The sequence below is a fragment of the Bradyrhizobium sp. SZCCHNRI3043 genome (assembly GCF_032377735.1).
In the GTDB taxonomy this organism is placed as follows: Bacteria; Pseudomonadota; Alphaproteobacteria; order Rhizobiales; family Xanthobacteraceae; genus Bradyrhizobium.
This window is the reverse complement of the sequence record NZ_JAUHID010000023.1, coordinates 24,944-48,964: the sequence shown is the minus strand read 5'-3', so window position 1 is coordinate 48,964 and position 24,021 is coordinate 24,944. Positions and strand designations below refer to the sequence as shown.

20 protein-coding genes are annotated in these 24,021 nt (G+C 65.2%); 4 read left to right on the top strand and 16 right to left on the bottom strand.

The features are described from left to right. Nucleotides 1-634: 634 nt before the first annotated feature. From QX124_RS28730 to QX124_RS28715, 4 genes are read left to right on the top strand one after another with little or no spacing between them, the layout of a single operon-like run. Nucleotides 635-2,737: a TIGR04372 family glycosyltransferase gene (locus QX124_RS28730; RefSeq protein ID WP_315798947.1), complete on the top strand. Its 2,103-nt coding sequence runs from the start codon at nucleotides 635-637 to the stop codon at nucleotides 2,735-2,737. 14 nt (nucleotides 2,738-2,751) lie between these two features. Beyond that, nucleotides 2,752-4,716, top strand: a complete 1,965-nt coding sequence (locus tag QX124_RS28725; protein WP_315798946.1) for an acyltransferase family protein — start codon at nucleotides 2,752-2,754, stop codon at nucleotides 4,714-4,716. 25 nt (nucleotides 4,717-4,741) lie between these two features. After that, nucleotides 4,742-5,821, top strand: coding sequence for a hypothetical protein (locus tag QX124_RS28720; RefSeq protein ID WP_315798945.1), 1,080 nt, complete (start codon nucleotides 4,742-4,744; stop codon nucleotides 5,819-5,821). Next, nucleotides 5,799-7,778 (top strand): acyltransferase family protein, encoded by a 1,980-nt coding sequence (locus QX124_RS28715; protein ID WP_315798944.1) that lies wholly within the window; start codon nucleotides 5,799-5,801, stop codon nucleotides 7,776-7,778. Before QX124_RS28720 ends, QX124_RS28715 begins: the two co-directional genes overlap by 23 nt. 6 nt (nucleotides 7,779-7,784) lie before the next feature. Here the strand turns inward: QX124_RS28715 and QX124_RS28710 are convergent, their stop codons facing one another. From QX124_RS28710 to QX124_RS28635, 16 genes are all read right to left on the bottom strand, one after another. Further along, entirely contained in the window at nucleotides 7,785-8,762 is a 978-nt protein-coding gene (locus QX124_RS28710; RefSeq protein WP_315798943.1) for a TylF/MycF/NovP-related O-methyltransferase, read from the bottom strand. A 251-nt stretch (nucleotides 8,763-9,013) separates the two neighbouring features. Continuing rightward, a complete protein-coding gene (locus QX124_RS28705; RefSeq protein ID WP_315798942.1) occupies nucleotides 9,014-9,988 on the bottom strand; it encodes a hypothetical protein in 975 nt (324 codons plus the stop codon). 7 nt (nucleotides 9,989-9,995) lie between these two features. After that, nucleotides 9,996-10,889 (bottom strand): hypothetical protein, encoded by an 894-nt coding sequence (locus QX124_RS28700; RefSeq protein WP_315798941.1) that lies wholly within the window; start codon nucleotides 10,887-10,889, stop codon nucleotides 9,996-9,998. A gap of 52 nt (nucleotides 10,890-10,941) precedes the next feature. Then, nucleotides 10,942-12,030 (bottom strand): GSCFA domain-containing protein, encoded by a 1,089-nt coding sequence (locus QX124_RS28695; RefSeq protein WP_315798940.1) that lies wholly within the window; start codon nucleotides 12,028-12,030, stop codon nucleotides 10,942-10,944. Between the two features lie 57 nt (nucleotides 12,031-12,087). Beyond that, a complete protein-coding gene (locus tag QX124_RS28690; protein WP_315738906.1) occupies nucleotides 12,088-13,032 on the bottom strand; it encodes a TylF/MycF/NovP-related O-methyltransferase in 945 nt (314 codons plus the stop codon). Nucleotides 13,033-13,734: 702 nt separating this feature from the next. Next, on the bottom strand, nucleotides 13,735-14,397 hold the full coding sequence (locus tag QX124_RS28685) for a class I SAM-dependent methyltransferase (protein ID WP_315798939.1): 663 nt from the start codon (nucleotides 14,395-14,397) through the stop codon (nucleotides 13,735-13,737). A 27-nt stretch (nucleotides 14,398-14,424) separates the two neighbouring features. After that, a complete protein-coding gene (locus QX124_RS28680) occupies nucleotides 14,425-15,471 on the bottom strand; it encodes an aminoglycoside phosphotransferase family protein (RefSeq protein ID WP_315798938.1) in 1,047 nt (348 codons plus the stop codon). Further along, complete coding sequence (locus QX124_RS28675) at nucleotides 15,449-16,066, bottom strand: hypothetical protein (protein WP_315798937.1); 618 nt, start codon at nucleotides 16,064-16,066, stop codon at nucleotides 15,449-15,451. The genes QX124_RS28680 and QX124_RS28675 overlap by 23 nt, the downstream gene beginning before the upstream one ends. Nucleotides 16,067-16,075: 9 nt before the next feature. Further along, nucleotides 16,076-17,113, bottom strand: a complete 1,038-nt coding sequence (locus tag QX124_RS28670) for a zinc-binding dehydrogenase (RefSeq protein WP_315753230.1) — start codon at nucleotides 17,111-17,113, stop codon at nucleotides 16,076-16,078. Between the two features lie 8 nt (nucleotides 17,114-17,121). Next, complete coding sequence (locus tag QX124_RS28665; protein ID WP_315738900.1) at nucleotides 17,122-18,045, bottom strand: transketolase family protein; 924 nt, start codon at nucleotides 18,043-18,045, stop codon at nucleotides 17,122-17,124. Then, nucleotides 18,042-18,890, bottom strand: a complete 849-nt coding sequence (locus QX124_RS28660) for a transketolase (protein ID WP_315777122.1) — start codon at nucleotides 18,888-18,890, stop codon at nucleotides 18,042-18,044. The genes QX124_RS28665 and QX124_RS28660 overlap by 4 nt, the downstream gene beginning before the upstream one ends. A 42-nt stretch (nucleotides 18,891-18,932) precedes the next feature. Then, nucleotides 18,933-19,931 carry an NAD-dependent epimerase/dehydratase family protein gene (locus QX124_RS28655; RefSeq protein ID WP_315798936.1) on the bottom strand — a complete coding sequence of 333 codons (999 nt, stop codon included), beginning with the start codon at nucleotides 19,929-19,931 and terminating at the stop codon, nucleotides 18,933-18,935. 12 nt (nucleotides 19,932-19,943) lie between these two features. Beyond that, nucleotides 19,944-20,552 carry an SIS domain-containing protein gene (locus QX124_RS28650; protein WP_315798935.1) on the bottom strand — a complete coding sequence of 203 codons (609 nt, stop codon included), beginning with the start codon at nucleotides 20,550-20,552 and terminating at the stop codon, nucleotides 19,944-19,946. Next, the gene (locus QX124_RS28645; RefSeq protein ID WP_315738896.1) at nucleotides 20,549-21,487 is read right to left on the bottom strand and encodes an SDR family oxidoreductase; all 939 of its coding nucleotides are present in this window, start codon (nucleotides 21,485-21,487) and stop codon (nucleotides 20,549-20,551) included. The genes QX124_RS28650 and QX124_RS28645 overlap by 4 nt, the downstream gene beginning before the upstream one ends. 108 nt (nucleotides 21,488-21,595) lie before the next feature. Continuing rightward, on the bottom strand, nucleotides 21,596-22,318 hold the full coding sequence (locus QX124_RS28640; protein ID WP_315798934.1) for a nucleotidyltransferase family protein: 723 nt from the start codon (nucleotides 22,316-22,318) through the stop codon (nucleotides 21,596-21,598). Between the two features lie 9 nt (nucleotides 22,319-22,327). Next, a complete protein-coding gene (locus QX124_RS28635; protein WP_409997764.1) occupies nucleotides 22,328-23,815 on the bottom strand; it encodes a PfkB family carbohydrate kinase in 1,488 nt (495 codons plus the stop codon). Between the last annotated feature and the right edge of the window lie 206 nt (nucleotides 23,816-24,021).

Genomic DNA, 24,021 nt, shown 5'->3' with positions numbered 1-24,021 from the left:
CGGCGAGGTTCGACTTCAACGCTTGTACCCGACTGCGTTGACGTGGCGCGGGATGCCCGGCTGGATCTGAGTGAACGGACTCGAAGAACATTTCCAAGGCCCCATGACGATATCGAAGGTTTCTCCGGCGCACTGCTTCTGCAGCCCAACCGCCCGGCATTGAAACGGGCCTGCCAGCTTTCCAGACCAGACAGGGATTGCGCCCAGGCGTGGCAGGAGCATAGAGCGCGAGTCGGTTGGCCGCCAGTCCAAGCGCTCGCCGTCTGTCAGGAGAGGGGGACTTGAACGGACCGCTGCCAACGACGATGGCAGCTCTCCGACGGGGCCGTTCGGATGGCTGTTGGGCTCGCGAGAGCGGATCCGGAGCCCCTGGGGCGTCGGCAAGTCCGGCGGCAGTGCTTCGCCCGATTGAAGCCGGGCGCGCCGCAATTCTGACGGTCTCGCCACAAGCGAGGGAGGCGAATTCACGCTGTCTCCGATGCAGGCATCACTAGGCACAACGTGCGGCTTATGTCCCCGAAGGCGGATCTCGAAGGCGGGCGCGGCGGCTCCTTCCGCCGGATTCGGGTTGATCGGGTGGGGCCTTCACAGTAATCGTTGCCTGCTGTTTCCGAGGTTGCGCCGGAGGTGCGGTTTGCCGCTCGACACCATTTCGACCGAGGGCCCGCCCGTCGGCAGCTCTCCGGTCCGCGACCTGACGCTCGCGGAACGTGCATTCGGACGGCATTATCCTCTATTGCGCCTTCTCGCGCGGCTTCCGGGTCGGCATTTTCTGCGCAATCTGGCATTCACGGTGTTGCCGTTCAGGGCGAGGTTTTGGCTGACGGTACAATTCCGCCACTTCTTCCAGCATCCGGGCCTGGACCGCCACTTCGTCTTTTTCTGCGGTCCCTTCCTGGGACGGCACTTGCCCTGGATCTTCAACAGCCCTGTTTGGGAGCGCTACCCGAACGAGGTGGCATTCTATCTTCTACTCGCCGGGTACCGGAAAGAAGCGCTGCCGTTGTTCCGCCGGTTGAAGTGGGATGGCGAGCACCCGATTGCCGAGCTCGCCTTGCACGGAACAGGCGTCGTCGGTGACGGATACTCGATGGATATGCTGACGCAGATCCATTATCTTGACTGGCAGCAGGCTGCCGAGCGGTCGCCAGCGATGCGGACCTTCGTCCGGCTGATGTTGGAGCATCGCAACTTTCAATATGAAGAACGGGCTTTTCGCGGGCGTGTCGAGTTCGATCACGTTCCGAGGGACGTTCCGGCCGAGCAATTCATTCCTTATTTCTTCCGCGACCGCGAGGTGATCGCGCGCCTGATGCAGGAACTCGGTCTCGTCGATTCGACGGGTGTCCTTCGAGAGCTGGATGAGTCCGGGCAGTACTGGGAAAGCCTCCCCGCGCATCTGCCTGATCGCGGGGTCTGTCTCGACATCTACTTGTTCTATGCTTATCGCGAACTCCTGCTCAGGACTTACCACAACGGTGAAGGAGATAAGGTCCCTCTCGTTTACAGACGCGGTCTGGACACGCAACGTCGCCTTCGCCGTCATCTTCCGAAGCCGTCTGCCGAGCTGAAGCGTGTGCTCGATGGGATCGGTGCCGAGCTCGGCGATGTCAGATTGCTCTCACCCGATTGGAGCGCGCTGATCGGTCACAATGGTCATCTGAACGTGCACCTGATGATGCGGAGCATGGGCTGGTGGAAAGGACAGCCGCTCCTGCTCGCCTACAAGGATCGGATCGCCAACAAGCCGTTTCTGTCGCTGTTTTCCGAGATCTGTCCAACGCTCACCCTGGGCGAGAATGTTTCTCCCGGCGCTTGGTACGAGCTCGCCAGCCTGACGCCCTTCCTCGGTGACTCGCATCAGGCCTTCCAGTTCGAGGACGGCCGGACGATGTATTGGAACGATGCAGGCGCGATGGCTCTCCAGCAGTGGGAGCGCGCAGGCAAGGGTTTTCCGTTGCGCGACATCTATGACGCGCGCATGCAGGCGGACGACAGGACCGAGGTGCTGTACCAGGCGCTGCGTCGGAAATGGGGGCTTGCACCCGGCGATTGGTTCGTCTGCCTGCACATGCGCGACGCCGAAGCGCGCGGCGAGACCCTCGGCACGGGCGAGTCGATCCGCAGTGCCACCATCGGTAACTATCTCGACACCGTCCGCTACGTCACCCAGCAGGGCGGCTGGGTGATCCGCATGGGCGGACGCAAGGCGCCGCCGCTGCCGGACATGCCGCGCGTGGTCGACTACGCGAGAAGCGAGGATCAGGTGGCGGAGATGGACATCCACCTGATGCGCCGCGCGCGCATGTTCATCGGCACGACCTCGGGCTTTGCCTATGTCGCGACCAGCTTCGGCATTCCGACCGCCATGGTGAACGCCTTGAGCTCCGTCGGCCTGCTGTGGTCGAAGGACACGCGCTTCTCGCTCAAGCCCGTGCATACGCGCGAGGGGCGCATGCTGTCATTGAGCGACGTCACCTCCGAGACCTGGCGCTGGACGTTTCCGACCTATGAGACGGTCAAGGCTGCCGGCCTCACCGTCGGCGAGAGCTCCGCCGACGAAATCCTCGAGACGACCCGGGAGGTGCTGGATCTGTCCTCCGGGGCGCCGCCCGTCATCCCGCCGGTCGACGATGCCTGGGAAAAATGTGTGAACATCCAGGGATTCTTCGGCAACTCGCGACCGTCCCGCTATTTCCTGGACAAATATGCGGCGTCGCTGCTCGATCGCTCCTGAAACGAACCGGTCCGATGAACTTTGCACAACCGAACATGTCCCTGGAAGAAGCCCGCGCCACGCCGCTCGGCTACCGCGCCGACATCGACGGCCTGCGTGCCGTGGCCGTGCTGCCGGTTCTCTTCTACCACGCGTTTCCCACGGCCGTGCCCGGCGGCTTCTATGGCGTCGACATCTTCTTCGTCATCTCCGGCTATCTGATCACCGGGATCATCCACAAGCAGATGCTGTCGAAGACGTTCAGCATCGCCGATTTCTATGCCCGCCGGATTCGCCGCATCTTTCCGGCACTGATCACGGTGGTGCTGGTCACCTTCCTGATCGCCTGGTTCGTGCTGCCGCCGCGCGAGCTGAAGTCGCTCGGCACCAACATCGCCGGCGGTGCCGTCTTCATCCAGAACTTCGTCCTGCTCGGGCAGGTCGGCTATTTCGACCTCGCCGCCGAGAAGAAGCCGTTGCTGCATCTGTGGTCGCTGGCGATCGAGGAGCAATACTACATCGTCTGGCCGCTGCTTCTGATGCTGATCGGCTCATGGCGGCGCAGGAGCCTCGCGATCACGGTTGCGCTGGCGGCGGCGTCGTTCGTTGCGTGCCTGATCGTGCAGCCGCGCGCGCCAGAGTATGCGTTCTATCTGCCGGTGACGCGGGCTTGGGAATTGCTGGTCGGCTCGGGACTGGCGCTCTGGGTCAATGGCCGCAGTGCGGAGGCTCGTCCGCAGCCGCTGATCGACGTCCCGTACGTCCGCGAGCTCATCGCGCTGGCCGCGCTGCTCGCGATCGTGGTCGCGTTCTGGCGCTACGGTCGCCTCACCCCGCATCCGGGCGTTCACACGTTGCTGCCCGTGCTGGGCGCAGCCGCCCTGATCGCGACCAGCGGCACGCTGGTGCATCGCTATGTACTGTCGTCGACACCGGCCGTCTTCGTCGGCCTGATCAGCTATCCGCTCTATCTCTGGCACTACCCGCTGATGGCCTATGCGCGCATCCAGTTCATCGATGCGGTGCCGGTGTGGGTCATGGTCGCGATCATCGTGGCCAGCATGGTGCTGGCCTGGGCCACCTACCGCCTCATCGAGCGGCCGATCCGCTTCGGCCGACGCCTGGTGCCGCTCAAGGTCGGTGGACTGCTCGGCGGCATGGTCGCGCTGGGCATCGTCGGTGTGGTCGCCGACCGTACCAATGGCCTGCCGGCGCGCATTCCCGCCGAGCTTCGCGGCTTCATGCTGGACGGCAGCGAGACTGCCCGCTTCTGGCGGGCCGACAAATGCCTGCTGAAGCCGGATCAGAGCGCGTCCGAATTCTCTCCGGAATGCGCGGGCACCGGCCGCCATCCGCTCATTTTGGTCTGGGGCGACTCCTATGCGGCATCGCTCTATCCGGGACTTGCTCATTTCGGTGCCGAGCGGGGATTCGAGGTCGCGGAATTCACCGCCTCCGCCTGTCCGCCGCTGCTCGGTTTCGTCCATCCGGAACGGCGGTTCTGCAAGGGCGCGAACGACTTCGTCATCCAGAAGGTCGCCGAGCTGAAGCCGGATCTGGTCCTGTTCTATTCGACCTGGAGCTATGGTCCGGACGACCTGCGCAATGGGCTGGATAGAACGGTTGCCGCCTTGAAGGAGCTCAATGTTCCGAAGATCGTCCTGCTCGGGCCGCCGGCGACCTGGCTCGGCGAAAGCCTGCCCGCGAACATGCTCGACTATTATTTCCGGACGCATTCGCTGCTGCCGGAGCGCACCAAGTTCCGCTCCAACGACAACTGGACGCGGGCGCTCGACGAGTTCCTGGAGGCGCACGCGCAGCGCGTGGGCATTCAATACATCTCGGCGCGCCGCATGATGTGCAACGACGACGGATGTCTCGCCCGGATCGGCGCGGACGGATCCGACCTGACCGCGTATGACAGCGGCCATTTGACCTATCCCGGCTCCGTCTTCATTGCCAGACAGGCGCTGGAGGCGTTGCCTGGCTTCGACAAATAGCCGCGTCGTCCGCCCCGGGGCCGCCATGGATCGTCGGACAGAGCAGACCGGTTGGGCCGGGCATGAGGCCGGCGACGGCCTCGGCCGGGCAGGGCGCTATCTCGCCAGCCTGCTCGGGATGACGGCGGCGATGCTGGGTGGTGTCAGCCTGTGGCTGGCTGCGCAGGGCGGCGACCATTTCAGCGCGATCAGCAGGGCCGGGGATCGGTCATGGTACCGCAATTTCGGCGGCGACAGCGTCACCGAGATCCAGGACCAGGATCTGTTCTACCATGGCATCGGCCGCTCGATCGAGTACGCCCGCCAGGCCGACGTCATCATCCTCGGCTCGTCCCTGGTGTCGTTTGCGGTCGACGAGACCGTCATGCGCGAGCGCCTCGAGCACCCCTATGGCCTCAAGTTCTACAACATGGCGTTCGTCGGCGTTGCCAGCGGCGAATTCGCGCGGCAGATCGCGCTGAAGCATCACATCCGCCCGCGGCTGTGGATCGTGAACGCCGACGATGGCGGAGGCGGCGGCAACTTCTTCCACCGCAACCTCACACGCGCGTTCGGCGCCGACGTCCGTCCGATCCCGAGCACGAAGCTCAGTCGCTACGGCGCGACCTACGAGATCATCCGGCGCAATCTGCGCTGGCGGTTCGAGGACGTGACGCGGCCATGGCGTCAGGCGCTCGCCGGTCCGCGGTCCGGACCGCTGCCGCGCTTCGATCGCGATGATCGCACCGGCGCGGCCGACATGAGCACGTTTCCGCGCTTTCTCGCCGACGGCAATCCGGGCGTGAAGATGACGCGCGATCCCGATTGTCACACCACGCCCGACGTGATCGCCAATGCGCGCGACCTCGTGCAATCGCTGGGCGCGCCCGTGGTCCTGACCCTCGTTCCCAATTTTCACGGCTGCCTGACCCAGGTTCGTGAGATCGCGGCTGCGATCGGCGTCGAGACGGCGCTGCCGGCGCGGACCGACTATTCGAGCTGGGATGGCGGCGGCCATCTCGACGCCAGGGGCGCGGCTGATTTCACCCGCGACCTCGTCGGCGCTCTGGAAAAGACGCGAGCGTTTCAGGGAATGCGTGAGAATGGCGATCACCGAAAGCCTTGATCATGCGGCCGCAGCGGATCGCCATGAGCGGCCGATCAGCCGGGCGCACGCGCTGCTCTATCGTCCCGACATCGACGGCCTGCGCGCGGTCGCCGTCGTCGCCGTGCTCGTCTTTCATACCTTCCCGCGGCTGCTGCCCGGCGGTTTTGCCGGCGTCGACGTATTCTTCGTGATCTCCGGCTATCTGATCACGGGCATCATCGATCGGCAGTGCGCGGACAAGAGCTTCAGTTTTGCGACCTTCTACGCCCGCCGCATCCTCCGGATCTTCCCGGCTCTCATCACCGTGGTGCTGGCGACGTTCGTGATCGCCTGGTTCGTATTCCCGGTCGCCGAGATGGAAGCGCTCGGATCCAACATCAAGGGCGCCGCCGCCTTCATCGAGAACTTCATGCTGCACGAGCAGATCGTGGGCTATTTCGATCCCGGTGCGGAGCGCCTTCCGCTGCTGCATCTGTGGTCGCTCGGCATCGAGGAGCAGTACTACATCGTCTGGCCCGCGATGTTCGTGCTGATCGCCCGATGGCCGTCACGGAAGGCGGCCATGGTGGCCGCGCTCGGGCTCGGGTCGCTGGTGGTCTGCCTGTCGACCCCTGCAAGGGAGGCGGCGTGGGCATTCTATTCGCCGACCACGCGGGGCTGGGAGCTGCTGGCAGGCTCGCTCCTGGCGGTGTGGCTGCGGCAGCGTGCCGATCGCCCGATCGGTCCGACCACCAGCAGCATGCTAGCGGCTGTTGGTGTGGCGGGCATCGCCGTCGCCTTCCTCGCGTTCAGCGCAGCCTCGCCATGGCCCGGCATTCGCACCATCGTCCCCGTGCTGGCGACCATGGCCCTGATTGCGGCCGGCGGCACGCTGGTTCAGCGGGTGTTGGCGTGGCCCGCGCTGGTGTTCGTCGGCCTGATCAGCTACCCGCTCTATCTCTGGCACTTTCCGCTGATCGCCTTCACCAAGCTGCAGTTCGGCGGGGCGGCTCCGGCGTGGATCCTGCTCGCGGTGCTCGGGCTGAGCGCCGTGCTGGCCTTCCTCACCTATCGCTTCATCGAGCTGCCGATCAGGTTCGGAGCCGCGCCCGTCGCGTGGCGGGCGTGGTCTTTGCTGGCCGTGATGGCGGCGATGATCCCGATCGGCGTCGCGGCGACGAGCACGCGCGGCCTGCCGGTCCGGTTCGCGCCGGAGATCAGGGGCTTCATGCTGTCGGGCAGCGAGACCAATTCGCATTGGCGCCGTGGCCGCTGCCTGCTGCTCCTGCAGCCTGCCTCCGCATTCGGCGCCGACTGCGCCGGGCAGGGACGCCGGCCGCTGCTGCTGATCTGGGGCGATTCCTACGGCGCGGCGCTCTATCCGGGGCTGCTGCATCTGTCGACGGAGCGCGGCTATGACGTCGCGCAATATACGGCCTCCGCCTGCCCACCGCTGATCGGCTACACCTTGGAGGCCCGGCCGTTCTGCAAGAGCATCAACGACGACGTCGTGTTGCGGATCGGCCGTCTCCGGCCGGACGTCGTCATCCTCGACGCGACCTGGGGCCACGCCGAGTCCGTGCTGCGCGAGGACCTGCCGCGCACGGTCGCGCTGCTCAGGGCCAACGGCATTGCGAAGATCGTGCTGATGGGACCGCCGCCGAGCTGGCAGGGCGTCGGCCTGTCGCACAACGTGCTCGACTACTACCGGCAGACCGGAACGGTGTTGCCGGAGCGGACCCTGTTCCGCTCCAACGACGAATGGACGCGCGGCCGCGACGCGCTGTTTCGCGAGCTGACCCGTGAGCTCGGCATCGATTACATCTCCGTGCGCGACGTGTTCTGCAACGACGAAGGCTGTCTCAGCCGGATCGGTCCGGACGGCTCGCAATTGACGGCATTCGATCCCGGGCACCTCACGGTGCCCGGTGCCGTCTTCCTGGCGCGCCACACCATCAACAGCCTGCTTGGCCCGGCCCAGCGGCCGTCGCCGTGAGCCGCATTACTCCGGATCAGCCGGGATGCCGCGATAGGCGTGGATGATGAAGCGGGTGCCGCCGACCGAATAGTCGCCGCCGTTGGAGGCCTCGATCGCGAACATCTCGACCAGCTCCTTCCAGGCCTGCCGTTCGCCCGTGGTCGGAATGGCACGATTGGCGTTCCAGTCGTCGAAGCAGATGACGGCGCCGGTCGAGATCATGCCGCGCTCGAACAGAGGGACGAGCGCATCCATGGTCGACTGGTAGAGGTCACCGTCGAAATGGATCATCGCAAACCGCGTCTCGGGCGGCAGCGTCTTCACGGTGTCGGCGAACCAGCCCTCGTACAGTTGAAACCGATGCGGCGGAATGATCTTGCCGATCAGGGCGCGCAACTGCGGCGCGGCCAGCACCTTGCAGCCGCCCTTGGCCCAAGCGCCGGAAATGACGTGCGGCGCGACCTGGTCGACCGGCGAGGTGATCTCGGGAAGGCCCTCGAAGCTGTCGAACAGGCGCAGAATACGGAACGGGTTTTCCCCGGACGCGCTCTTGCCGAGCGGCTGGCGCTGCAGGTCGAACACCATCGACGTGGCGATCGCGCGGGCGCTGAAGCCGCCCATCGTGCCGAACTCGGCGATGTCGCCGTTCACATGGGCGCTGTTGATGTATTGGACGCACAGGGTGAGCGTCTTGGCGATCTCCTGTGCCGGCAGGATCAGCACGTCGGCATAGCTGTAATATGCGCCGGGCGAGGGAAGCTGCCGCGCGCTGTATTTCTCCAGCGCGATGTCCTGGATGATGCGTCCGTCATCGACCGTGTCGGCGGACGGGGCTGCGATTGCCACGGCCGGAGGCCTGTCCTGTACGGTGGCGCTGCTGCCGTTCCCGTAGGGCCAGGGCAGCGGCGGCTCGAACATGATCGCCCGTTTGACCGAGCGCATCCAATACAGCGCGTCCGGCGGCAGCGAGGTGGCGAGCGCATTCTTCAACGGTTGCAGCATTCAAATTCTCCAACGCGGCGCTGTTCGATGACCGCAAAACGGCCTTGAGGGATGGCGCAGATGCGACGCTGCGCCGAAGAGAGGTGTTCGCCTGGCAACGCCCGACAGGCGGCGTCACGTCGAGACGGGATCGCGCGCTCGGTGACGGCGATATCGGCGGTGAGTGCGCGCCTTCTGCGTCGCGCGCAAGCCCACCTGCTGCCTTCTGGCTTAGCCGTCCTCCATCCATGGTGCAAGCGGGCGGCCATGCGTCAATAGAGGCTGGCAGCCCGGCGTCCGTCGGCCAATGCGTCGTGAGCGTCGGCGGGCCGCTCCTTCGGCAGCTTGACGAAGAACGGGTCGGCGGGCCAGTGGTTCATGCCGACGACCATGATTGTCATCTCCTCGTCGGGCATGCGCGGCATGAACACCAGATCGATCGCGGAGCGTGTCTTGTGCGATGGCGGGCTGCCGCGATGCATGAGGCGGGTCGCATCGAACACCAGCAGATCACCAGTCTTGCCCAGAACCGTGTGCTCCCGGTAATTCGCGTCGCGATACTGGAACGGACCGGTCTGCTCGTCGACATCGCAGAGATAGAGCACGCCGCGGATGACGCCGGCCGGGCAGCCGTCGCTGTGCCATTGCTGGGGACCGATGCCCTCGGTCAAATGCGGCTTCGAGCGTACCAGCCGGACATTGGCGACCTTGGCGGGGCAGCCGAGCACGCCGCGGAAGAAGGAATCGAAATCGCCGCCGCTGAACAGCGCGTGCAGATAGTCGACGAGCGCCGCCGAGGGCATCCCGGTCTGCAGATCCTGCGTGTAGGGAGCGACGCTGTTGCCGGCCCAGTCCCATGCCGAGTGGCGGTTGCTGACGTCGCGGTCGAAGCTCTCGGTTTCCCGGAACATGGCCGCCTTTTCCGGATTCGTGCTGATCACCGTGACGCCGTTCTGCTGGAAGGCGACGATCTTGTCGGCGAGCTGGCTCGGCGTCTTCTGCGGATCGAACTTCCGCGCATGGGCCGTGCACATCGGCGGCGCGCTGTTCGCGGCCGGCAGCAGCGTCAGCTGGCGCGGCTGCGCCGTGCCGTTCTTGTCCGCGGGGGCTGCGTCTGGACTGGGATGTCCGTTCAGGCGGTCGAACGTGTCGGCCCGCACCAGGCGGTAGCCGAGAGCGCTGAGCGCCTGGTTGACGCCCCCCTTGAGCCGCTGCTTGGCAGTGCTGATCATCGGTCCCAAGGCCATGATGTCCTCATGCTGCGTTCGGCTTGGTGGGCTGGAACGGATCCAGGCCGCACGCCATTCGATAATAGAGTTCGTATCGCGGATGATTGGCGACGAGGCCGCGGCTGTCGATCGCATGATCGATCAGCGACTCGAGCAGGAGACGGGCGCCCTTGGGCGGCAGATGCACCCCGTCGAAATCGAACTCCGGACGCAACAGATCGCCCTCGGTCAGGTCGGGCCAGCGGTCGACCGTGAAGAGGTTCACCGAACGCACCTTCTGCGCCAGCTTCCAGTTGAACGCCTGAACCAGCTTGGTCCGGACGGAGACAGGGCAGTCGTAGTTCTGCAGCTCTCGGATGCGCGCTTCCTGCCGGGTCGGGGGAACGACGCTCTGCACGTAGACGCGCTTGAAGCCGGCCTTGACCAGCTGATCGAGCCCGGCGACGAACGGCCTGAGCCGCGCCTCGATCGCCTCGTCGATGAGATCCCACGGCACCAGCGGCTTGTCGAGCAGAGGCAACGTGGTGGCGAACGGCGGAACGAAGTCGTGGGTGTCCTTGAGGAGTTGCAGGAGCGGACCGCGAACGTCGATCTCGCCGACGGTGATCATGATCAGCGGCGGCCGCACGGCCTGGCCGACCGCCTTGGCAATGGCGAAATCGACCTCGTCCATCGACAGATGCGTCGCGCGTCCGTTGCGCACCAGGCCTTCATATTCGAGGAAGGCGATGAAGTCAGGATGAAACTCGCCGGTGGCTGGATCATAGAACTCCCGCGCCGTGGCGCCGGGGATGTACTTGGTACGGGCCATCACCCAGGCGCCGGTCCACCGCTCCCGGAACACCATGTTCCGATACGGCAGGGAATGGCTGTCGCCGACGATATAGACCGGCAGAACCGCTTCGAGCTCGGTGTCCACGCTGATACGTCCCCCCTCACATCACAGGCTCGGCCGCGGCCGCCGCTCGTCCTCAGTTGTTACGGCTCGCGGCCAGTGCGCGGTAGAACTCGTCCTCGTCGCAGATGATCTGCGGCGCGGCCGGAGGAGCCGCCGGTTGCATTCGTTCGTCATCACGTGCGGATCGCACCTCTGCGCCAGCGTCCTCGCCGGTGAACTGCGCGAAGAACAGCTTCATCGCGCGCGCGACGCCCTCGGACGTGACCGAGCGCGCATCGTCGGCGAAATACGCCCCCGCGTTCTTCGCATTGGTGATGATCTCGTAGGACGCGAAGTAATGCACGTTGTCGAAGCGCCGGACCATCTCCTCGGCGGCGACGCGCAGCACGCTCTTGGAATAGGTCGTGGCCTGCAGCACGTGGCGCGGCTCCATGGTGGCCGCGAGCGGGACCGGCGAGACCGTCAGGATGATCTGCAGGCGCGGATTGGCTGCCGACATCAGGTTGATCGCCTCGGCAAGATAGCCGGTGGTCTCCATGACCGAGAGATTGTGGAACGCGTATTTGGCATCGTCGAAGTCGCCAGCGCTGCCGCACCCCGGACAGGTCGGATACACCGTGCCGTCGAGCTTGGACACCCAGCTCTCGGTCAGACCGAGCGTGAAGATGAAGATGTCGGTGGTTTCGAAGAGCCGCCGCACCGCCTGCAAATGCTGCTTCAGATCGGCCTCGGCCTCGACCATCGAGATGTAGCCGCGCGGCGTGATGCGGGGGCGCAGCAGATCGAACACCCAGCCGTCGCTGTCGGTCCAGAACTGATCGGCTGGCCGGAAAGCTCCGAACGCCCGCTGCAGCAGTTGCAGCAGTTGCAGGGTGCTGTAGACGTTGCCGTAGCGCGCGGAGAACACGCCATAGCCGAAGCGTTCCTCCTGCTCGGGCGTCAGATGCGGCGGCGCCGGCTCGGTGACAAAGTAATTGTAGCCGCGCTCCTTCAGGGCGCGCGAGATGTGCTGCGCGAAGCAACTGCCGGCCGAGGCGACGCGCTGATCAGGACCGAAGCGGAGCCGCGCGGTCAGATGAGGATCGAGATCGGATGGGCTGCGCTCGGCAACGGCCTGACGCCAGAAGCTGCTCGCGGGCAGCGTGGTGTAGGGACAACTCATGCACTCACCCTCTGACCGCATGGGGCCGCGACGCAACGAAAGCGAAGCGCATGCTGCTCAAGCCCTCGGCTTCATTCCGAGATAGGAATGAATGATGAACTTGGTGCCCTGGATCGAGTAGTCGCCGGAATGGCTGGCGACGATGTTGAAGCGGCTGACGAGGTCGGCCCAGGCCTTGCGCTCGCCGGCCTCGGGGTCGGCCTCGTTGCAGTTCCAGTCGTCGAAGCAGAGCACGGCGCCCTTCGAGATGAAGCCGCGTTCGAAGCACGGCACCAGAGCATCCATGGTGGATGAGTAGAGGTCGCCGTCGAAATGGATCAGTGCAAAGCGCGTGTCGTCCGGGAGCAGCTTCACCGTGTCGGCGAACCAGCCTTCATAGATCTCGACCCGGCTGGGCGGAATGATGGCCTCGACCATGGTCCGCAGATCCGCGGCGCTGAGAATCCTGCAGCCGCCCTTCGACCAGGTGCCCGATTTCACGTGCTGCGACTCGAGGTCGACCTGCGCCGTGATTTCCGGCAGGCCCTCGAAGCTGTCGAACAGGCGCAGCTTGCGCAGCGGCTGGTTCGGCTGATAGCGCGGGTCGAACACCATCGCGTTCGCCAGGGTGCGCGCGGTGAAGCCGCCCATGGTGCCGAATTCGGCGATATCGCCTTTGACATCGGCGCTGTTGATATACATCACGCTCAAGGTCAGCGTGCGCGCGATCTCCTTGGCGGGCAGGATCAGGACGTCGTCGATATCGAAGAACAGGTACGGCGCGCTAATCTTGTGGGCGTCGAGCCGTTCCAGGGCTTCGGTCTGCCGCGTCCGCGGCTCCGACCCCGCTCCGGCGGCCGGCGCGGGGACCGGTTGAGGCTCGGGTTCGGGCTTTGGCTCCAAAGCGGCCTGCGGCCGTTCCGGAGGCGGTTGCCCCATCAGCGCGCGCTTGATCGAGCGCAGCTTGAACAGGGTCTGGGGGGGCAGGCCTTCGGCGATCGCCACCTTCAACGACTTCGTCATGACAGCCCCGTTCCCTGCCGCTCGCGATGTTTCGCTGCCAATCTATAGATACATTTTGCAAAGATCGCAAAAGCGGCATGCGGGATCCGCACTCGTTTTGCGTGGGTCTTCAGCCGGGGAGGCCGACAGAGCCGCAATCCGGGCCGTCGGCGTTCGAGCCGGTTCCGACGTGCGCGTCGACGACGAATTGGCTCGCATCTTCAGGTGCATCACCCTTGTCCAGTCAAGCGACGAAAAATATTCTTCTTTCGTTTTTCCAGAAAACGTGGTTTTCTCTCGCCATCCCGCCTCATGCAGAGGGACGTACGCGTCGTCACGATACGTGGAGGTGGGCTGCGATGGACGTGACGGCTGCGCCCGACGAGCGCAAGCGTTACGGACGGCGAAGTCGTGTGGTCCTGGCCTCTCGACGCTGAGGTCTGCGCAACGCGCCAAAGGCGCGTTGTCGCAAAATGGGGGCAAGAACGCCGATCCCCAGGGAGAGCACGAAGGACACCGTTAAAACCGATCGCGCGGGGAAGGCCGGGATGTCCCAGCCGAACCTGTGGTATCTGCCGCCTGCATTTCTTTCTGCAGGCGGGCCATGGGGGCGGCAGGCTCCCGGCCTTCCTCGCGCCCTCTCAATCGAGAGGGCGACGATCTACAGCAACACTCGGACGCCAATGCGTCGCGAGAGCGCCTGTCGACGCTCTCAGCTCGCACTCATTCGAAGAAGATGAATTCGTGGTCGCCGGTGTAGCCGGAGCGCTTGAATTCGAAGGCCCATTCCTCGGGGGTGTGGAAGATGCGGCAGGTGAGCTGCCAGTACATCAGATTCACCTTCTCGCGCTCGTTGCGGTAGCCCTCGACGCAGAGATATTTGGCGCCGCGGCTGACGCGCTCCATCTCGCGCAGCGCGGCGTCGAGATCGTAGTTGTAGAGGTTGTGCAGCGTGTTGATCGAGATGACCAGATCGAAATGCTTGTCCGGATAGGGCAGCTTGGCTGCGCTGCCGACCTGGCAGAACGGCTTCACGCTCTCCATCGTGTGCTCGACGCCGTAGGACGAGATGTCGATGCCGGCGACCTCGAGATCCGGGATGGCCTCGCGGAAATCGTGCAGAATGAAGCCCTTGCCGGAGCCGACGTCGAGCACGCGCATGCCCGGCTTGATGCCGTACGTCTCGATCATCGCGTCGGCGACCTTGCGCCAGCGGCCGTCATATTTGTAGCCGCCATAGCCGGTCTCGCGGCTGCCGTCCCAATAGTCGTAATCGTACTTGATCGCCATCTCCGCGACATCGGCCTTGTCGCGCTGGGTGACACGCGCGAGATAGTCGCGCTTGGTCGATTTGTGGACGAGACTGACGAACTCGCGATAGGCCATGAAGATCTCCGGGCGTGGGATTGTCGGTTAGTCGGATGTGGCGCCGATCAGGCCGAGCTGCGCCTCGGCCTTGGCGAGCTGCGCGGCGCAGCGCTGCGCCCAGGCGCCGGTGTCGGCGAAGGCGCGCCTGATGGCGCCGAGCGGCAGGAAGTCGTTCAGGATGATGCAGGTCCACTTGACCTGGTAGGCATCGAGCAGCAGCCGGCAGCGCGCCACGCTGGCCGCGTCGAGCCCGAGGCCCTCCGTCAGGCGCTCGGTGAAATGCTCATGCACGGCCAGCGGCACCGGCACCTCCGGCTGGCAGAAGAAGTCCGACGCCAGCTTGGCCGGATCGTCGCGGCCGGCATATTCGAAATCGAGGAAGGTCAGCTTGCCCGCGTCGTCGATCAGCGCGTTGTGGAAGCCGAAGTCGGACGGCGATAGGCAGACCTGATCGGCGGGGATGGCGGCCTCCAGGCCGAGCCCTTCGGCCGCGGCGCCGCTCAGAATGGTCGCCTTCACGTCGGCCCAGGCCGGCTGCAGCCGCGCCGCCACGAATTGCCGGGCCTCGGCCACATGCGGTACGTCGGAATCGAGCGTCGCCAGCCGCGCCACACGGCGCTCGACGGTCGCGATGTGCTCGGCCAGCGAGAAGCAGGCTTCCGAGCCCGGCGCCAGCGCAGGGCGGGGTGGGGCGTTCACCGCGAGCACGAAATCGATCGCGGCCTCGACATGAACAGGTGCCAGCTCGGCAGCCGTCAGCTTGCGTCCTTCGACGAAGCTGTAGAGGCCAGCCTGCTCGGCGCGGTCGCAGGCCAGCGGTTCCGGCACGACGCGAACGCCGCGCGACCAGGCATGGCTGATGAAGCTCCATTCAGCGCCGAGCCGGTCGCGGGTATCACGGGCATCGGTGAAGTAACGCTTGAGCACGAGGGGACCGGCCTCGGTGTCGACGCGAAAGACCTGGTTGTTGCGGCCGCCGGCCAGCCGCGTCAGTCCCGTAGGGCTGGCCTTGCCGGCCTGCGCGGCGAGGCGCTGGGCGAGCGCCAGCAGGGCGGCGTCGGCGTTGGCCTCAGCCGCGGTCACGGACGACATCCGCCGCGATCTCGGCCCAGGAGGCGCGGCGCTCATAGCCCGTGGCCTTGGTCGCGAACTGGTCCTCCGGATCGAACAGCACCTTGCGCATGCCTTGCGGAAATCCGGCCATGGCCAGGATCTCCGGCAGGTCGTCGACGAACAGCTCGCAGGCCAGCGCGTGGGCGCGGGCAACCTTGTCGTCCTTGGTCAGCTCGAAGAACACCCGCTCCGGCGCGATCTGGCCGGGCGCTGATCCCATCAGGCCGCGGTCGGTCAGGAAGCCGCGCGCTGCGGCATGCATGTCGTGCTTCGGTCCGAGAATGGGGTGCCGGGTCTTATGGCTGACGATGAACAGGTCATGGCCGGCGGCACGGGCCGCATCGACGAACTCCGCGAAGCCGGGGTAGGGCGACACCAGGTCCATGCGGGCGCCGTAGACATAGCCCTGCAGCTCGGTGAAGTCGTCCTTGCGCCCGCTGCCGTTGAGATGGTCGCGGACGCTGTTCTTGTCGCGGCCGAGATCGGCCGGGATCAGGCCGCGCTCCAGCGCGGTCGCATGAAACACGCCGTCATAGCAGGCGATCGTGTTGTCGAAGTCGATCCCGATCCGCATGGCCTGGACTTAACGCAGCGACATGTCGATCAGCGGACGGCCGACCTTGCCGGCGGCGAGATCCTGCAGCGCCTGGTCGGCCTGGGCGAGGCTGTAGGGCTTCGACAGGAGATCCCGCACCGGGAAGCGGCCGGAGCTCAGCAGCCGGCCGTAGCGCCCGTAATCGCGATCCGGGACGCTGTCGCCGCCCCAGGTGCCGAGCAGGCTCTTGCCCTGGTTGAAGACGCCCGGATTTAGCGTCAGCGCCGCGCCATGCTTGGCATTGCCGATGACGACGGCACGGCCGCCCTGCTGGCGCGTCGAATTGATCGCCTGCTCCATCACGGCCGGAATGCCGGAGGATTCGACCGCGAGATCAACGCCCTGCGGCACGATCTTCTTGATCTCGGCCAGCACGTCGCCACTGGCATCGATCACGTGGGTCGCGCCGTAGATCTGCGCCAGCGCGCGGCGGGTCGGGTTGGGATCGATGCCGATCACCGGCATGGCGCCCGCGAGCGCCGCTGCCATCAGCGCGTTGAGGCCGATGCCGCCGGTGCCGAACACGGCGACGGCGTCGCCCGGCTGCACCTTGAGCACGTTGTAGACCGCGCCCATGCCGGTCGGCGCGGCGCAGCCGAGCAGCACCGCGACATCCATCGGCAGGTCGGGCGGCAGCAGGGTCAGGCGGTTCTCGCTGACGACCGCATGGCGCTGGAAGGTGGTAACGCCGCCGGCGTTGACCTTCTTGCCGTCCCAGTCGTAGACGGCGCCGCCGGCCTCGATGCCCGTGCCCTTGATCCAGGACAGCACGACCTTGTCGCCGACCTTGACCTTGGTGACGGCGCTGCCGGCCTCGATCACCGTGCCGGTGCCCTCATGGCCCAGGCAGTGCGGCACCCATTTGTCCTCGCCCTTGTCGCCGCGCCACTCCATCACCTGCGTGCCGCAGGCGCCGGAATAGGCGATCTCGACCAGGACCTGCCCCGGCTTCAGGGCCGGCGTCTCGATCTCGGCCAGGACGAGCGGCTGGCCGGTCTGGACCAGGAGGGCAGCTTGGGTCTTCATGTGATGTCTCAGCTCAACGCGTGGATGATCTTGTCCGCGATCTGGTGGCCGGTCAGTCCCAGCACCTCGCGGGCGTATTCCTGTTCGCCTGATTTCTTGAAGAAGGCGTCCGGCGTGCCGAAGCGCAGGAACTTCTGGTGCTTCGTCTCGGTGTCGGCGAGCCATTCGGAGACGGCGGAGCCGAAGCCGCCGATCAGCGAATGCTCCTCGATGGTCGCGACCAGCTTGAAGCGGCTGAAGGCCTGCTTGAGCTTGTCCTCATCCAGCGGCTTCACGGTGTGGAAGCTGACGACCTCGGCGGAGATGCCCTTCTCCTTCAATCTATGTGCGGCTTCAATGACTTCCGGCAGCATGTTGCCGGTCGAGAGCAGGCAGACGTCGGAGCCTTCCTCGATCGTGATCGCCTTGCCGATCTTGAAGTCCGTGATGGGGCCCTTGTGAACGACCGGCTCACCCTTCTTGCCCATGCGGATGTAGACTGGGCGGTCCTGCTGCATGGCCGCGCGCAAGGCGCCGCGCACCTCGAAGGCATCGCCCGGGCAGATCACGACCATGTTCGGGATCGAGCGCAGGAACGAGATGTCCTCGCAGGCGTGGTGGGTCGGGCCGAGGCCGGAATAGGCGAGGCCGGCGCCGACCGCGACGATGGTCACGGGGACCTCGTGATAGCAGACGTCGGTGCGGATCTGCTCCAGGCAGCGCGTCGTCACGAACGGCGTGATCGTGTAGGCGACCGGGCGCAGGCCGTTCATGGCCATGCCGGCGGCGACGCCCATCATGTTGGCCTCGGCGACGCCGCAGTTGAAGAAGCGGCTGGGGTGCTTGTCCTTGAACTTGTCGAACAGGCGGTTGCCGATGTCGCCCGAGAGCATGACGACGCGGCTGTCCTCGTTGCCGAGCTTGGTCAGTTCGTCAGCGAACGCGTTTCTCATGACAGGCCGAGCTCCTTGAACGACTTGACGACTTCCTCAGCGGTCGGGGCGCGATAGTGCCAGTTGTTGTCGTCCTCCATGAACGACACGCCCTTGCCCTTCACGGTGTGGGCGATCAGCGCCACCGGCTTGCCCGAGCCGTTCGGGATGTTCTGCATGGCTTCCGCCAGCGCGCCGATGTCATGGCCGTCGATCTCGTGGGCGTCCCAGCCGAACGCGGCCCATTTGTCGCGCAGCGGCGCCAGCATCAGGGTTTCGTTGGAGCGCGCGGTCGCCTGCCACTTGTTGTAGTCGACGACGACGCAGACATTCTCGAGCTTCTGGGCGGCGGCGAACATCGCCGCCTCCCACACCGAGCCCTCGTTGTTCTCGCCGTCGGAGAGCAGGGCGAACACGCGGTAGTTCTCGCCCTTGATGCGCCCTGCGAGCGCCATGCCGCAGCCGAGCGGCAGGCCGTGGCCGAGCGAGCCGGTGGCCGCCTCGACGCCGGGCAAAAGGTTCGCCGGCGGATGCTCGGCGAGCCGGCCGCCGTCCTGGCAGTAGGTGTCGAGCTCCTCGATCGGGAAGTAGCCCTTCATCGCCAGCGTCGCGAACAGCGCCGCGGCGGCATGACCCTTGGAGAGGATGAAGCGGTCGCGCAGCGGGTCGGTGGGATTCTTCGGGTCGATGTTCAGCACATGCCAATAGGCTGCGGTCATCGCATCGGCGCAGGACAGCGACGAGGCCAGATGCGCGGCCTGCGCCTTGTGCGACATCTCGATGATCTTGCCGCGCAGCCTTGCGGCCTGCGCCTTCAGGGCGGCGGCGTCAGGCTTGGCCGCCGGGCTCCGGACTGCAACGTTCATCGTGCTCTCCAGTCGCGCTTCTCCGGGAAGCGCAGGGATCGATCAGGGTTTATGTTCGTACTTGGTCGGCAGCTTGGCCATGACATCCTCGAAGCGTCGCGCCCAGGCGATGACGTCGTCGATGCCCTGTTCCAGCGAGTAGGTGTCGCGCCAGCCGAGCTCAGTGCGCAGCTTGAAGCTGTCGAGCGTATAGGCAGTGTCCTTGCCGGGACGCTCCGGGCCGATCTCGACGCAGTCCTCGAAGGTCTTGCCGAGGCGGGCCAGGATCATCTCGACCAGCGTGCGGATCGAGACCAGCTCGTAGCCCGAGATGTGATAGGTCTCGCCGAGCTTGCCGCTGCGACCGATCTTCACCGTCGCATCCGACACGTCGGTCATGTGGATGAAGACGCGGATCGACTTGCCGCCGCCGTCAAGCCGCAGCTTCTGCCCCGTCATCGCCGCCACGATGGTGCGCGGCACGATGCGGTAGAGCTGCTGGCCCGGGCCGTACACATTGGCCGCACGTGTGAAGACCACGGGGAACTGGTAGTTGGCGAAATAGGTGCGCAGGCTCATGTCGCCGGCCGCGCGCGACACGGCGTAGGGCGTCGACGGGTTGAAGGCTGCGTCCTCGCGCACCCAGCCCTCGGTCGAGCCGTAGACCTCGGGCGTCGTGACGTGGACGTAGCGGTCGAGGCCGTCATAGTTGCGCAGGATGTCGTGCAGCCGGACCGCGGAGACGACGTTGGTCATCATCCAGTGGTCTGGATGCAGCCAGCTCTCGCCGACCATGCTCTGGGCCGCGAAGTTCACGACGTGAGTCGGCCGCTCCGAGGCCAGCAGCGCCTTGAGCGCATCAAGATCGTGATTGAGATCGACGCGCTGGAAGCGGACCTTGCCGGGACGCTTCTGCCATTTGTACGGCAGGAAGGCGTCATGCGGCTCGTCCGAGCGGCTGGTCGCGATCACGTCGTGACCGGCCGCGGCCAGGAAGTCGACGAAGGTTGCGCCCGAGAAGGAGTTCGAGCCGAGGATCAGGTACTTTTCGTTCGCAGCCATCGTCCCTGTCCGTCAGACCTCGCGCGTCGTGATGATGTCGCCGCGCTGGGCGTACAGCCACTGCATGATCATGTGGCCGATCACCATCTGCGCGTCCTCGGCGATCTGCATGTCGTCGACCGCGAAATGGATCGGCACGTCGGCGAGCGCCTTGGCCTTGCCGCCGGAAAAGCCCAGCACGGCATAGCTGGTCATGCCGATCTTCTTGCCTTCTTCCAGCGCCCTCAGGATGTTCGGCGAGTTGCCGGAGCCGGAGAAGGTGATCAGCACGTCGCCCTTGCGCGCGAGCACCGCGAGCTGCAGCGAGAACACCTGGTCATAGCCTTCGTCATTGGCGAGGCAGGTGATCACGGATGGGTTCGACGACAGCGAGTGCACGCGCAGACCCGAGCCCGGCGTCTTCGAGAGCGCGTAGAGGAAATCGTTGGCGAGGTGGTTGGCGTTGCCGCCGCTGCCGCCATTGCCGCAGAAGAACACCTGCCGGCCGGTCTGCCAGCAGTCGCGCAGATCATAGGCGAGCTTCTCGACCGGGCTCCAGTCGAAATCCTTCAGCACGGTGCTGAAGCGGCTGGTGTAGTCGGCGAACAGGCTGCCGGGGGTCTTGAAGGCCAGGACGTTCATTTCACGACCTCCTTCTCCATCCATTTCAGATTGTACCAGCGATCGTCGTTCTTGAGCTGGCCCTGCGAGTACATGCCGATGATTTCCTTGATCGCGTCCTCCACCGTCTTCTTCGGGCGGAAGCCGGTCGCGAGCAGGCGATCGGAGTTGACGCGATAGCTGCGCGGGTCGTTCGAGGGCGTCACGATGACCTCAGCCGGCACGTGCTTGGTGACCAGATTGGCGATGTCGAGGATCGAGATGTTCTCGAAGCCCGCATTATAGATCCCGGTGTGCTCAGGATGATCGAGCAGGAAGAGATAAAGGTCGGTGATGTCGTCGATGTGGATGTTCGGCCGGGTCTGGTCGCCGCCGAACACGGTGATGCGGCCGTTCATCAGCGCCTGCATCGTCAGCATGTTGACGGAGACGTCGAGCCGCTGGCGCGGAGAGTAGCCGCACACGGTCGCGGGACGGACGATCTGCACCACCATGTCGTCCTTGTAGGACAGCACGATGCGCTCGCCGCACATCTTGGTCTTGTTGTACTCGGAGATCGGCAGCAGCTCGAGGTCCTCGGTGACCTGCTCCTCTTCCTTCACGCCGTAGACGCTGCCGGAGGACGCGTAGATGAAGCGCTTGATGCCGTGGCGATAGGCGCGGTCGGCGAGCTGCATCGTGGCGAGGCAGGAGATCTCCCAGGTCAGCTTGGGGTCGAGATCGCCGCAGGGGTCGTTGGCAACGCTGGAGAGATGGATGATGGCGTCGACCCCGGTCAGGTCGATCGCGTCGGGATTGCGGACGTCGCCCTGGACGACAGTGAGATCCGGATGCGGCTCGAGGAAATTGCCGAACCACATGATGTCGAACGCGACCACCTTGTGGCCGGCCTTCAAGAGCTTCGGCACGAGCACGCTGCCCTTGTAGCCGCACGCTCCGGTCACGAATATCTTCATCTGAGCAATCCCCGTGGCTCGCCTGTCGTGTCGCCGGCTGGCGCGTCGCGCGCACCTTTATACAAATTGGCTAGGGAAGGCGACCAGCCCGGCGGCGCAAGCCGCCCGTCAGACGTCCCCGCCACGGCGCGGTTCGTGATTAAACTCCAAATGGGCCCGGCGCAAGCTTTCCGGGGTACCGATATCCCGATGATAACCGCTGGTTTCCACGCACAAAATGCGTCCGAGATAGTTGGGGATGATTTCGGTGGAGAGATCGACGATCGGCTTTCCCAACGCGGCGATGTCGGTGATGACGGCAGGATCGAACACGTAGACCGCGCCATTGGCGAGGTTCCCAGGCGGATTCTTGACCTTCTCGTGGAAGGCGATCACCCTGTGCTGATCGTCCAGCTCGAGAATCCCACACGAGCTCGGATCATCGGTGCGGAACGCGAGCATCGTCATGATGCAGCCATCAGGGCGGTTGCGATGGGCGGAGAGCAGCCCCGCGACGTCGAAATCCGTCAGATTGTCGGCGTGAGCCACGAGGAAGGGCTGGTCGCCGAACCAGGCGCGGTTGGCAAGCACGGTGCCGCCCGTCCCGAGCAGTTCATCTTCGTGAACGAGATCGATGCGGTCCCGCCAGCGCGATTGCGCCACGTGCACGCGCACCTGTTCGGCGAGCCAGTGTGTGTTGAGCAGCGCGCGCTCGATGCCGCCTTCGAACACGAGATCGAGCCAGTAGTCCAGCAATGGCCGGTCGTGCACACGCACCAGGCATTTCGGCGTCGTATTGGTCAGCGGGCGCAGCCGGCTTCCGATCCCCGCCGCGAGCAGGAGGGCACGCATGACGATATCCTACTCCTGGCTGAACCCGGTCTCGTCGATTTCCCGCACCAGCTCCGCCGTCGTCAACGGCAGGTTGCCGACGCGGGAGACCTGGAGGGCGGCCGCCAGCGATCCGAGATAGGAGGCCCGCCAGATATCGGCGCCCGCGCGCAGGCCCATCGAGCAGGCCATGAAGAAGCTATCGCCGGCGCCGGACACGTCCTTCGGTGACGGATTGAACGCCGGCAGCCGGTCCGAGGTGAAGGTGCCATCCGCCAAGGTGTTGATCAGCGCGCCTTCGGCGCCGAGCGTGATCACCAGATTCTTGGTGCGGGCCCGCTCGACCAGCCGCTCGCTGATCACGGCGAGGCCCGAGATGAAGTCGTTCAGCGCGACGCGCGCCTCGCGCTCGGTCGGCGTCAGCAGGGTCATGCCCTTGAAGCGGGAGACGTCGCCGGTCTGCGAGGACACCTGGCTGTCGGCCGCCATCATCACGCCCTGTGCGCGGGCGCGATCCGCGATCGCGTCGACCAGATCCTGCGGCAGGCAGCCATAGTTGAAGCAGGAGAACAGCAGCAGATCGCAGGTCTTCAAGGCACGCTCGACCGATGTCAGCATTTGCCGCTGCAGGTCGGCGTCCGAGGCGTGCTGGCGCAGATGGTTGACCCGCAGCAACGTCTTGTTGAGCGCGCGAAAACGCTGTTTGCGCGTGGTCGGCCGGCTCTGGTCGGTGAAGGCGTTGAAGTTGACGCCATGCTGTTCCAGCGTGTTGCGCGCGAATCGCGCCGCCTCGTCGTCGCCGACGAGCGTGAAGAACTTCACGTCCGCGCCGAGGCCATGGGCATGCGCCGCAACCGCGCCGGCACCGCCGACGAAGGTGCGGGTCATCAGCGGCGTCACCACGATGGTCGGATCCTCCTGGGACATGCCGACCGCATCGCAGGTGACATATTCGTCGACGATCAGGTCGCCGATGACGGCGACCCGCATGCCGGAGAGCTTGCGGAGCAGATCCTTCAGATTCGTGATCTCGAAGCCGTGGCGCTTGGGAAATTCCTGCGGTTTGCGAACCGTGGAGATGTCGATGTTGGCGTCGCGTTCCAGCAGCGACAGCGACGCAAAGCGCAACTCACCGGACGAGAAGATCAGCCGCCCGCCATAGACGTCCACGGCCTCCTGCTCGGGATTGGCGCGATCCTCGAACTCCTTGCCCTTGACGACGACGGTCGGCTTCAGATGCGCGATGAAGTCGGACGCCGACGTATCCAAGCGCACGGCATGGTGCACAAAGGCGATGGAACGCACATTTTCGAGGCGCATGTCCTGCGCCAGGGTCACGCCGGGCGTCGAATCGGGATTGACGCCCACGACCAGCACGTCGGCCTGCTCGGCGGCGAACTTCAAGAGCCGTAGATGTCCGGGGTGCACGACGTTGAAGTTGCCGGACACGAACGCAATCGTCTCCCCGGAGTCACAAGAGGCGCGAACAGTCTGGCAGGCCAGATCCATCTCACTCATATCGATCACCTGATCCAAGGAATTCACCTCCGGCTCGATCGGGCTGAGGTAGGACATCCGGCCAGCGTGTCATTCGCCGGCCGAAGAACTCCGATGCAAAGCGTCGCTGTCGCCCGGCACATCTGCACCGCGAATCCCGTTCCGATCTGCATCTTTCATGCCCGACATTGATTTCGTTGCGAAAAAAACAAGCGCGACCCCGAGAT

Coding starts and splice junctions, on each gene's coding strand:
- QX124_RS28725 (WP_315798946.1), top strand. CDS start 2,752: ATGAACTTTGCACAACCGAACATGTCCCTGGAAGAAGCCCGCGCCACG.
- QX124_RS28720 (WP_315798945.1), top strand. CDS start 4,742: ATGGATCGTCGGACAGAGCAGACCGGTTGGGCCGGGCATGAGGCCGGC.
- QX124_RS28715 (WP_315798944.1), top strand. CDS start 5,799: ATGGCGATCACCGAAAGCCTTGATCATGCGGCCGCAGCGGATCGCCAT.
- QX124_RS28710 (WP_315798943.1), bottom strand. CDS start 8,762: ATGCTGCAACCGTTGAAGAATGCGCTCGCCACCTCGCTGCCGCCGGAC.
- QX124_RS28705 (WP_315798942.1), bottom strand. CDS start 9,988: ATGGCCTTGGGACCGATGATCAGCACTGCCAAGCAGCGGCTCAAGGGG.
- QX124_RS28695 (WP_315798940.1), bottom strand. CDS start 12,030: ATGAGTTGTCCCTACACCACGCTGCCCGCGAGCAGCTTCTGGCGTCAG.
- QX124_RS28690 (WP_315738906.1), bottom strand. CDS start 13,032: ATGACGAAGTCGTTGAAGGTGGCGATCGCCGAAGGCCTGCCCCCCCAG.
- QX124_RS28685 (WP_315798939.1), bottom strand. CDS start 14,397: ATGGCCTATCGCGAGTTCGTCAGTCTCGTCCACAAATCGACCAAGCGC.
- QX124_RS28680 (WP_315798938.1), bottom strand. CDS start 15,471: ATGTCGTCCGTGACCGCGGCTGAGGCCAACGCCGACGCCGCCCTGCTG.
- QX124_RS28675 (WP_315798937.1), bottom strand. CDS start 16,066: ATGCGGATCGGGATCGACTTCGACAACACGATCGCCTGCTATGACGGC.
- QX124_RS28670 (WP_315753230.1), bottom strand. CDS start 17,113: ATGAAGACCCAAGCTGCCCTCCTGGTCCAGACCGGCCAGCCGCTCGTC.
- QX124_RS28665 (WP_315738900.1), bottom strand. CDS start 18,045: ATGAGAAACGCGTTCGCTGACGAACTGACCAAGCTCGGCAACGAGGAC.
- QX124_RS28660 (WP_315777122.1), bottom strand. CDS start 18,890: ATGAACGTTGCAGTCCGGAGCCCGGCGGCCAAGCCTGACGCCGCCGCC.
- QX124_RS28655 (WP_315798936.1), bottom strand. CDS start 19,931: ATGGCTGCGAACGAAAAGTACCTGATCCTCGGCTCGAACTCCTTCTCG.
- QX124_RS28650 (WP_315798935.1), bottom strand. CDS start 20,552: ATGAACGTCCTGGCCTTCAAGACCCCCGGCAGCCTGTTCGCCGACTAC.
- QX124_RS28645 (WP_315738896.1), bottom strand. CDS start 21,487: ATGAAGATATTCGTGACCGGAGCGTGCGGCTACAAGGGCAGCGTGCTC.
- QX124_RS28640 (WP_315798934.1), bottom strand. CDS start 22,318: ATGCGTGCCCTCCTGCTCGCGGCGGGGATCGGAAGCCGGCTGCGCCCG.
- QX124_RS28635 (WP_409997764.1), bottom strand. CDS start 23,815: ATGAGTGAGATGGATCTGGCCTGCCAGACTGTTCGCGCCTCTTGTGAC.